The following is an 11,412-nucleotide window of genomic DNA, read 5'->3' on the forward strand; positions in this document are numbered from 1 at the left end:
CATTTAAAACAATACTATGCTATAATAAAGTTTACGACAGATGTATTTACAGACACCTTATAAAAACGAATGAAACTGATGAGCAACAGGTTGCCACGGATATATATTCCACGAAGGAGAAAAATTATGAATTACGACGAATCTGTTTTTTAGGAAAAAGCGAATCGAAGAGCCAGACGGATCTGGATTATTTTCGTAGCATTACTTTCTGCCAACTATGGTGCTGATGTAGCAAACCATCTACGTGGCACTTCTTATTATATTGTTTTTTTAGTTCTCTGCTGGCTTCCGATTATCTCGGGCGAGATTCTGCTTCGTGTAAAGGGCTTTGACACCGGCCAATACAAGTTTAATCTGGTCATTGGGTATGGTATTTTCTATACATTTGTGGTATGCACGACAGAATCCCCGATTGCATTCACGTATATTCTTCCTGTGACAAGTCTTCTGGTTCTCTATAAGAGTATCAAATTCATGGTTAGCTGTGGAATCGCGAACTCCCTGATCATTGCGGGCAGTGCTGCATATCATATTTCCCAGGGTTTTAATTCAGCTTCCGACATAAAGAACTATCAACTGGAGCTTGCCTGCATAATTTTATGCTATGTCTGCTATGTCATGTCCATCAAACATCTGATTGAATCGGATGGTGCCATGACGGACAGCATCAAAGCAGATCTGCACCGCGTTATCACGACCGTGGAGCAGGTAAAACAGGCATGTAACACAATCACCAGCGGTATCACAGTTGTCCGCGAGCTTGCATCCGAGAACACACACGGTGCCACGATTGTTGTCGATAGCCTAAATCGTCTGAGTGATCATAACTCCGACCTGCAAAACAGTACAACTTCTTCGAACGAAATGACATCTGATATTCACGCTCAGGTCAACCATGTTGCAGAACTGATTGAACAGATGGTTGCTCTCACAACCACTTCCATGCAGCATGCGAAAGTCAGCTCTGCAGATCTGGCAGATCTGGTCACAACAACCAATACCATGGCTTCCCTCTCCGGGGAAATCGAGCTGACGTTACAGAATTTCAAATCCGAATTTCCCATGGTGAAAAACGAAACTGCTGTCATCGAGAATATCACATCCCAGACGAACCTGCTTGCTTTGAACGCTTCGATTGAAGCTGCCCGTGTCGGCGAATCCGGAAAAGGCTTTGCCGTTGTAGCTGAGCAGATCCGGACATTAAGCGAAGAGACCAAGGCTTCTTCCGGTCAGATCCGGCAGGCACTGGAACATCTGGAAGAAACCTCTGAACGGATGACTGCTTCGATGGAAGAAACATTGAAACTGATTCAGCTCACATTGACGAAGGTTACGCAAACTGGTAAGAGTATGACGGAAATTGCTTCCGATACAAACAAGATCGGTGAGAATATTCAGGTCATCGACCACGCCATGAAGGAAGTCGAGGCTTCCAACATCCATCTTGTGGACAATCTGAATCAGGTAACGGATATCGTCGGCGACATGACAACCTGCATCAGCGACTCCAACGAGATCAACAACCGGATGCTCAGCAAATACGACGAATCCGCGAATAACATTGATTCCATCGAGACAGTCATTGAGTCTCTGATGTGCGAGCTCGGAATCGGCGGTTTCATGGGAACCGAAGATATACAACCCGGCATGAAACTGAGTGTAACACTGAAGGATGGAAAGAACTATTACGGCGAGGTACTGACACGTGAGAATAATACGTTATCAATCTCCCTTGCAAATACACCGAAGCTTACGGAAGTGACAGAATGTAAGCTGCAGGTAACCGTCGGCAACGTGCTTTACTGTTGGGATCCGGCTAAGATTGTGCATACCGCGCAAGAAGAGGATTCCCACTTAACAATCCAGATTGAGTCGCGTCCAAAGATCAACAACCGGCGGAAATACCCTCGTCTGGACATCTCCAATGCCTGCACAATCACACTTGCCGATGGATCGACAACCATCGAAGGCAAGCTGGATAACTTGAGTGCAAACGGCTTTGCGTTCCTGACACATGACAACTACTTTGCTACCCATAAAGGCGTCGACATCCGTGTGAAAATTCACAACTTTGACCTGCCTCAACATGACGTACTGGAAGGACGCGTTATCCGCTGCTCTGATAATGAGGGGCTTTACATCGTCGGTTGCCAGATGCCGGGAGATGATTTCTTTATTCGGGATTATGTGAAGGGGAAGTTGTAGAGAAAAGATAAGCGGATCTACTTTTCAGTGTCTTAATTGAGTAAAAAGAAAAGACCCAACGTGGTCCGCATCGTTGAGAGGCGCGTTGGGTTCTGTTGGGAGATTATAGATGTAGTTGTGGAAAATAGCAACTACTTTGTTCGCAAACTGTATATTCTTTTTTGCAAAGTTCAACAATTTGTATATATAGACTATTCGCGGCTTCTGCGTCACCTAGCTGGTCTAACGGCTTAGAATACATTCCTGGCATCTTGCTTAGTGGGATAAATATATCGCTGTATTTCATATTATTCTCAATCACTTTTTGCTCAACACCTTTTCTGTCAAAAGGTTGTTTTGTATACTTACTCATTGAGGATACTATATCTTTTTCTAAGGAAGATAAATCCTTTTTCTGTTCTAGATATTTTAAGACGACGTCTATAACCAGTTTCCTATCCATAAAGATACTCCTTTGTTCCATAATAATTCTACACGTTATTATGGGACATTGTTATGATATCTTCAAGTTAAATCGTTCGACAAATAGCGACACATATTTCATTCCATCACTTTATTACCATCCTTATAATTGAACTCTTTATATTCCAGAAATTAATTAACTTATTAAGTTCCACTCGGATATTTGGCATATTTTTATGTTTGTTAAAATATCAATTTTATTATTTATATAGCATCCACTGTTTCTATAAATCATACTTCTCCTCGCAATTTATACAAAATGTACCTGATCCTCCTCTCATCATTTCAGGATATTTCAAACCGCAGTTAGCGCAAACAAAGCCATTTTCATTCGTAGTCATACAATCATCACAAATCGGATTTCCCTCATAATCACGCTGATACGAATCCCATTCATAGCCTATTCTCTCTCCACACTCTGAACAATATACATCATATTCAGATTCATCATCTTCATATTTATCTTCTGAAATAATACAATCGCTTATTTCTGTATCTTCAAATTCAAAATCCTCATTCCAATTTATTACATTCTCCACTTCTCGTGTTACAATCACATTAACTGTACCGGAACACTCATGCATTCTGTCTGGCGACATAATTACCTCTTTTGTACCTTCATCCCTGCCCCAATACTCATGTGATACGCCTGTTATCCTAATTTGATATGTAAATATATACTTTGCTACTCCTGAATCAATCTCTATTCTTTCATACTCATCAAATTCTACATCTTCTAATTCCCATTCATCAACCCCTTCTGAACCAATATGTGCATTTTCTTCATCAATGAAATTTGTACCTGAATATGTAATATCACTCCATATAGAATCAAACACTTCTTCTGATACTTCATCTACAAATGCTTCATCCGTGGCATTTAGAATCATCGTTACCGCATCTGGTGCTTCGATATTATAATCGCGTGCAATTGCTCTATAAAAATCATAACCCACAAATGGAACTAAACTTAAACACTTACTTGAATTTGCTGAAATCCTTGTTTTCTTAGAAAATTCTTTTATTAACTCTTTTCTAAACGAAAGACTTCCATCTTCAAGTATATTCCACCAATCTTCTTTTATATCATCTGTTACAAAAATAATATTTTTATTATTTGATGCTGCGTAAGTATATGTTTCAGCCCACACAAGTAAATCACCATATTTACTAACCCCATCCTTTTTTACGTCTTTATATCCTGGCGGTGTTTTCTTTTTATATCTATATTCACCTTCTTGACACTGCTTATATATAAATGATGCTTGGGGTTCTGGCATTCTACAAAATTTTTCTTTCAGTATAAGCACCTTGTCTTCATCCCATTTATTAAGGAAATCTAAATCCTGATGTTCATCAAAATATGTTTCAAATTCATCATTAAGTGTTTCCACTTTTTTCATCATTTCTTCAATAAGTTCATCAATCTCAGGATATCCATTTTTTGATAATTCCTCACATTGTACCTGTACTTTATTCTTTATTGATACGATAAGCTGACTGCACATTTGAGATGCATTTTCCAAAGATTTTATTTTTTTACCATACTCATCTTTCCTATGTTTTTCGTACTCCCAATGTACATTAAATGGCACACATACATAATCCTTTATACATTCTAAGCATTCCAATACAAACTCTGCGTAATCTGGTGATGCACGATATATTTTCAACAATATATTGGTATCTAGAACTACAACATAATTTCCACATTCTAGCATTTCTCTGATTTTAGCACCAGAATTACTATGTCCTTCATCCCCATATATTTTATCCTCGTCTTGCATATCATAAGTATCTTCCATATTCATTCTCCTTTTCATTATGCACAAATTTCAATTTCAAAAAAATCGTTCAAAAAAAACCTGTATTTTCTCCTTTGTGTATTTATCCTCAACCTCTTTTAATATGAATATCGACAATTCATATAGTGAACGTGTAAGTGCTACATAAAGTTTATTCTTTGTCTTATTCGTCTCTGTATTATCGTTAAATAAATGTGCTGCCAAGTCATTTGTGAGAATGAATAAACACTTCTCACCCTCCATTCCCTTTATGTAATCTATAGATTTTACAAAAATCTTATCTTCTTGTTTTATTGGGCTTTCGTCTTCAAAAAGATTTATGATAATGCCATATCTTCTTGAATCTATTTTTTCCCATTTGCTCAGCAATGTCATTGCAGCTTTTTTCTCTCTAGTACTCCTGTACTTTTCAATCATCTTCCCTGCATAATAATATGCTACTTTTTTAACTGTCTGAGCATCTTTGGTTGGATGATTCTCAGACAGCAATGGTTCAAGCTCTTCCGCTAAATTCTCTCTTATGTTATTCTTCTTGTAGTCGTGTGTTTCATATACTCCTTGCTTCTGGGATATATACATCAAATCATATTTTTGTCTTTCAATTAATGTGTGGCAATCAATTTCACTTTCATAATATACTGATAATTGACCGGAATTCTTTTCAGATTTCTGTTTTTCATTTTCATCTACCAAACGATTTGACAGTTCTAAATGTAATTGCGGACATCTATGACATTCTGATATATATATAACATTTTGCTCGTATATAGACATAAGATTTCTTAAGCATTTAAAGCCTTTTAAATCCTGCTTCGGATCTCCCATCAGTAACATGGGGATTCCCATTCTACTTAATTCTTCTATAATTTCTTGCATATGTTTATCTATGTCCTGTACTTCATCTATACAGATTGCACCGCAATATTTTACAATTGCATTTTTAATTATTTGTCTCCCATCTTTTATATTTTTTGTATCCTTTGATTTTTTACATAATACCCATTTAGCATGTTCAGGAATTACTGTTTGATGAAGTACATTCATATCATCAAGTCTTTTAATCTTTGCATTTTTATACTTTGCGTCTTGTGGTAATTCTGCAATAGAAATTTTTTCATATTTCTTTCCATAAAGCAAATGATAATATGGCTTTATTATCTCCCTATACAAAAATGAATGAATCGTACTCACTATTACATTTTCCGGAATTTGCAAATAATGTTCGCACAACTTTCTACGAATGCAGTCCACGGCACTATTAGTAAATGCAATGCAAAATATTTTCTTTTCCACATCAATTTGATTACGAAGAAGTATTATTTTATCAGACATCTTTGTAGTCTTGCCTGCTCCTGCACCTGCTATATTTATTTCCACTTTATAACACCTCTCCTGACTCTTCTAAAAGAAAATCTATAACTTCCTGGATATGTTTTGGCATTTGAAAACCTTCTAATTTTCCTCTAGCTAAATCTTTACAAATTGTAAACATATCAGATGCTTTTGCATTTTTCCACGCTTCTGTAAGCTGCTTAGCTGTTATATCTTTCCAACCAAAAACATCTCCATATTTGTTCTTCAATATCGTATAGTTGTCACCCGTATTTACAATTTCCGGTTCTAAAGTATAATACTCGGTTGTTCTAACACATATTTCCTTATCATCATTATATTTATCATGTTGCTTCTTAGCGTTAGGTTGATTATCATAATCACGAATAATGCCCAATTTATTGCCAGAACCTTCATTGACTTTTTTCCAAATATTCATTATTTTTTCAAACCCTTTATGAAATGACAGCACTTCAATGTCACTTAAGGTTTCTTTTGAGTCAATATAAGATCGAATTAATAATTCTTCCGATATTCCCTCAAACAGAATACATTTCTTAGAGAAAAATAATTTAAATAGATCCAAATTAGGGTTCTTTGCTAAATATGTAAAATCAGCTTCTTCCAATTCATCAGCAAATGAGTAAGCTTTTCCATTATGTAAAACCACCACATTTTTTAAATTCATTTTGTTAACAAATTCTGTGCTATGTGTGGAATAAAATAACTGAACAGTTTTATTCTTATCCGTAAATGCTTTTAAAAAGCTTACCATTAATCTAGTATTATTAATACACAAATGAGCTTCCGGTTCCTCTATCGTTAAAACATTCAGAGCAGTATCTGTTTCCTTTCCAAGCAATGAATTAATCAACACAAACAACAATACTAAGTTGCGATGTCCCAGTCCTTGCATTGACAATTCTTCTTCTGAATATCCCAACCTTACACTACTTAAAATAGATTGCATTGGTGGCATATTCGGAAGAATATTAATGTGTGAAAAAAACTTCTTTGCATCCTTTAGCTCAGATGTTTCTTGCCAGTTAATTATATCATTAATATCACTAATTTCTTTTAGCGACTCAAAGAAATGACTATATTCTTTTTCTATTTTCAATTTATCCTGATCAGAAAGTCTATCTTTCAATAAATCAACCAAAAATTTTGAACCCAACTGATTCTTAGTTTTTGAAAAATCATCTCTTTCTGCCTCAAGAGCCTCGTACTTGAACATTCTCAATGCATCATATGGCACATTACTGCCATCCGGAACTTTTATTGAATAATTATAATATTCTACTGGTAAGAGATTCATTTTAACCTCTTTTAAATTTGCATCGTTAATTTCAGTCTGAGATACAACTTCTTTTACCACTCTGAATATATCTTCGCAATTCTTAGGAGCAAACTCATATTTTATTCCATATTGAATTTCTCCATCTTCGATTGCATACGACATATCCTTAACATAATATTCCTCTGCACCATTTGCATGAATATTCACTTCAACACTTACTATCGGTAAAAATTCTGCAAATTGCTCAACGGTAATCTCATCATACTTAATTTTATTCTGATTCTGAATAATTTTCTTATAATAGCATTTCTTAGTTTCATTGTTTATATCAGTCCATGATAATTTCTTACTGATATGTGTATTATCATCCGTCAAAAAAGGAAGCGTAATTGCTTTTAAAAAGTTACTTTTACCACTATTGTTTTCCCCTATAATTGCTACTGTTTCTGCTAAACCTATATCTATATTCCTTAAATTTCTATAATTACGTATTTTAACATGTGTAATCTTCAAATCTTCACTTCCTTTTTACAATACAGCTATCAATTGTTAGTAGATATAATTTAAATAATGACTTCTCTAATTATTTTCTGCACTTCCTCCGACTGTATCAGTATCCGCATCTTCTCACTTCCATCCTCAACCTCCGGCTTACCACACCTCAGATTATCCGGATGCTCCGACACACAGCAATCCTTATACCAACATTCCCCCATAAGCGCTCCTTTAACAGACCACTTTTCGTTTTGTGCAAATTCACCTACTAACGACTTCATCACACGTTCTGTAGAATATCTCTTAAAACCGGCTATGTACTGCAAAGTCTTCTCGTCATCAATCTTTGACAAATTAATTCTATGACCCTCAACTGCAGCCAATACTTCTTTGCGAATTTTGATTTTATCTGTCTTTCCAGTACCTGTCCATTCCACCAGCCTATCAAAAGCAAGAATCAGGTATTCAAAACAAATCATATCCAGAATTATAATCTTCCCTTCTGCCTTATCTGCTATTGATTTCAACCTACGATACTTGTTACGAATATCCTGATTATCTACCACATAATCAAATGCAATATAATACTTATTGTCCTCTTTCATGTCGATATCTGACAGCGCATCCAATAAGCCCTGATTGCTTCCCTTGCTTTCGATTACATATGCATCATTAAAGAAAAGTTGATTGACCAATTTCCAGAAGTGAAGTCCTGCGCCAGTATCTTCCGTCCATAAATATTTCATATCACGACTCCTCTTTCAGTGTTATCCTATTATTGTCAAATTTCAATACCTTAAAGCTTTTATCAGATACATTGAGGCCATCGCAATTTCGTAGGAAAAGCATATATTGATTTGACGGCTCAAAATTAATGAACCTTCTGACCTCATCATTAATCAAATTATCTGCGTTATCGACCACAATAAAACTATCTCTGCACTGTTCAATTGATTCCAAGAAATTATCTGATTTGTAATTAAACAATTTTATAGCACTGTATTCTTCAGTTAATCGTAAATCTTCTAACATTTCATAAAGCACAGTTTTACCGGTACCGCTATCTCCACCAACAAGGGTTATTCTGTCGTCAAATTCTAAATCGTATGAAAATGGATCAGCTTTGAATGCAATATTCTTATAAATCATCTGCTTCTCTCCTTTCATATTCCTTACTCCACCATACATTATAACCTCTGCCACCGGTCACTATATCAGTCTCATTGAATCTGATTTGCACATCATCCGGAATATCAAAAAGCGTTGGTCTGGACATATAAATCTTAATATTATCCATAGTAAAAATGATTCTAAGTACATTCGGACCACATTCCTCAACATTTACCACCTTATCAGGATGCTTCACAATATTAAGCAATGTCTTGCATCCGGATGACAAATTGCGTATTGTACCTAAGCCATATTTTGTTTCAATGTGCTTATCTGGAGTAAGCTTTGCCTCATCTACTTGCTGAATGAGATTTATTTCATTTTGGGACATTTCTTCATTACTTGTATTCAAATTGAAATACCAATCGTTTTTAAGTATCCAGTCTTTGGAATCTTTTTTTTCTGTATATATGTCTATCATTCGGTGTCACTCCTTCTCTCAATCATACTCAGGAACAAACGTTGCCATTTCTTCATAATATCCAGCAATACAATTTAAGTTATCACCTATCTTTTTGAATGCCTCCACAAACATTTCCAAATCTACAACCTCATTTCCATAATTCTCAATATAAAAATGATATTCGTCATCTGTATTAAACGGATACCGTGAAAAATCCATATTTTTCATCTTTGCATTAGCATTATGGTCTTTATCTATTTTGTCATATAATTCTAAAATATAGTCGTCCAGTTCTTTTGTCATTTCCTTAAACTGTTTTCTCTGGTCTTTATCGGATTCAAAACTCATCATACGTTTTTTTACTGTATTCCATATCTGCCTGATATCGTGCCCTCCGCAAAAGGACTCTTTCGCATTAAGTAACATATTCAAAGACCAGTTTATAGATTTTAGATACAACTCTATTGCATGGTTTGCCGAAAACAACATTGGGAAAACCACAATATCAGCCTTCTTATCCATATTGTCCTGCAAACAGTCCTGTGCAAGCATTATCGCTGCCTTCATATATCCGTCAGCAATAATCATCATATCATGAATCGGTTGATGCGGTCTGGTTCTCCAATTCATATATGCTGTTTTATCTATATCTACATTATATGAAAAAATTTTTTTCATCTATCCACCTACTTTTTAATACTATAAATATAAATTGCTGAACTCACTAAATGTTATAAAATATCAACCAAATACCTTCCATCAATTAACGAAAACACTACTTTAGATGGAAATAATCTTTCACCCATATTAGCCATTCCAACTACATTCATTGCCCACTCACCATATTCGTCTGGTGATCTATAACATATAGGCTTTTCATTCTCCGAAATCGTCACCAAAGGAGCCCCATTTCGTGAACATCCTACTGATAGGACATAATACTCATTCTGTCCACTGTGTAATGGTAACATAGGCTGCTTACTAATATCCCTATAAACCTTTGCGCCTTTTTGATTACGAAAAAAATCTTTTGCATCATCCACAATAGGATCAATCGATAATTTGTTTCTCATTATTTTATAACGCTCACTCAACCTCTTACATGCGAAAGCATTATAATACTCCGGTTGCATTTCTATATTACAGTTACGAATTTCATCTGCATCCGAAAAATGATTCATAAATTGAAGAAGTGCTACCAAAGACACCAAATCATCTGAATAAATCCCAGAAAAAATTTTATACCAATATTTATTATTCTCACAAATTACCCGATATAATTTTTTATACAAATCAAGTTGCCTTTGACTCAATGCAAACCAACCAGAATCCAAAAGAGTCTTCTTAATTTTCGCTTCATTATAATTTCCAGTTAACGATATCTTCAACGATTGCATTAATCGAGATATTAATCCAACAATCATATCCGCCATTCTGATTCCAACATAATCCTTAGAATCTTCTTCGGTGACATTTTCAAGGCCTACACCTATTGCAGAATTCAATGTATGAGATTCTTTCCCTTCTTGGTCAATCATCAACTGATATTCATAAATATTCATCTCTGTCAACAACTTCTTAAATCCATCAAAGGGTGCAAAATAGGACCAATCTAATGTTTCGGGTAGCTCTGTGTTCGCAAGCAATAATAGGATTTCTTCAAATGCTTGATTCTCATGTTCTTTCAACGTACTATTAGCTTGATTTTTAATAATCCTATCCTCTAAAAAAGACCGTAGTTCTTTAACAAATATTTGTGGTTCTTTATAAATTGCTTCTATCACTTTTTGTGGTCGATATATATTGATAGCCTTAATTATTGAGTATTTCATGTAATCAACATCAATAAACATAGAACTGTGATAATTTACAAATAATTGGTTAATAACATATTCTATTTTGCTGAACACAGAGAAATATATAACTATTTTATCATCAAGCAATGATACAAGGTCTTCATAAAACTCAATCGTATGATTATTAAGAGACGCAAACCCCAGCCTAAAATCTTTTGCTTTCATAGTCTGGCTTTTTAGTTCTCCTTCTTTTTTTCTATAAGCATACTTCGATTCAAAAGCAAGATATCTGTCAGAAATACATTCATTTTCTTCTGCTTTCCACCCTACAATTCCAGTTATAAAATTATCACAGTAATTATTCGCAATAACAGTCTCATAATTAATTTTTCTACTATGCTCTGTTTCATCATAGAAAAACATGTATTTCATATTCAGCACCTC

Annotated in this window: 10 protein-coding genes; 1 reads left to right on the forward strand and 9 read right to left on the reverse strand. The window is 35.0% G+C overall.

All coding sequences use genetic code 11. The annotated features are described in order from the left end of the window. Positions 1-474 precede the first annotated feature (474 nt). On the forward strand, positions 475-2,205 hold the full coding sequence (locus tag ACZQK9_RS04645; RefSeq protein ID WP_483269793.1) for a methyl-accepting chemotaxis protein: 1,731 nt from the start codon (positions 475-477) through the stop codon (positions 2,203-2,205). Between the two features lie 103 nt (positions 2,206-2,308). Here the strand turns inward: ACZQK9_RS04645 and ACZQK9_RS04650 are convergent, their stop codons facing one another. The 9 genes from ACZQK9_RS04650 to ACZQK9_RS04690 form a co-directional block, all read right to left on the reverse strand. Beyond that, positions 2,309-2,647 carry a hypothetical protein gene (locus tag ACZQK9_RS04650; protein ID WP_483269794.1) on the reverse strand — a complete coding sequence of 113 codons (339 nt, stop codon included), beginning with the start codon at positions 2,645-2,647 and terminating at the stop codon, positions 2,309-2,311. A 244-nt stretch (positions 2,648-2,891) separates the two neighbouring features. After that, on the reverse strand, positions 2,892-4,472 hold the full coding sequence (locus ACZQK9_RS04655) for a PIN domain-containing protein (protein WP_483269795.1): 1,581 nt from the start codon (positions 4,470-4,472) through the stop codon (positions 2,892-2,894). A 36-nt stretch (positions 4,473-4,508) separates the two neighbouring features. Next, positions 4,509-5,849: a UvrD-helicase domain-containing protein gene (locus ACZQK9_RS04660; protein WP_483269796.1), complete on the reverse strand. Its 1,341-nt coding sequence runs from the start codon at positions 5,847-5,849 to the stop codon at positions 4,509-4,511. A gap of 1 nt (position 5,850) precedes the next feature. Then, a complete protein-coding gene (locus tag ACZQK9_RS04665; protein ID WP_483269797.1) occupies positions 5,851-7,617 on the reverse strand; it encodes an ATP-dependent nuclease in 1,767 nt (588 codons plus the stop codon). 50 nt (positions 7,618-7,667) lie between these two features. Then, complete coding sequence (locus ACZQK9_RS04670; RefSeq protein ID WP_483269798.1) at positions 7,668-8,345, reverse strand: hypothetical protein; 678 nt, start codon at positions 8,343-8,345, stop codon at positions 7,668-7,670. 1 nt (position 8,346) lies between these two features. Further along, positions 8,347-8,748 carry a P-loop NTPase family protein gene (locus ACZQK9_RS04675; protein ID WP_483269799.1) on the reverse strand — a complete coding sequence of 134 codons (402 nt, stop codon included), beginning with the start codon at positions 8,746-8,748 and terminating at the stop codon, positions 8,347-8,349. Beyond that, complete coding sequence (locus tag ACZQK9_RS04680; protein WP_483269800.1) at positions 8,738-9,190, reverse strand: DUF4869 domain-containing protein; 453 nt, start codon at positions 9,188-9,190, stop codon at positions 8,738-8,740. Before ACZQK9_RS04680 ends, ACZQK9_RS04675 begins: the two co-directional genes overlap by 11 nt. Positions 9,191-9,208: 18 nt before the next feature. Beyond that, a complete protein-coding gene (locus ACZQK9_RS04685; RefSeq protein WP_483269801.1) occupies positions 9,209-9,850 on the reverse strand; it encodes a hypothetical protein in 642 nt (213 codons plus the stop codon). Between the two features lie 53 nt (positions 9,851-9,903). Further along, a complete protein-coding gene (locus ACZQK9_RS04690) occupies positions 9,904-11,400 on the reverse strand; it encodes a DUF3800 domain-containing protein (protein ID WP_483269802.1) in 1,497 nt (498 codons plus the stop codon). Positions 11,401-11,412: the final 12 nt, after the last annotated feature.

It is taken from the genome of Wujia sp. (assembly GCF_056872695.1).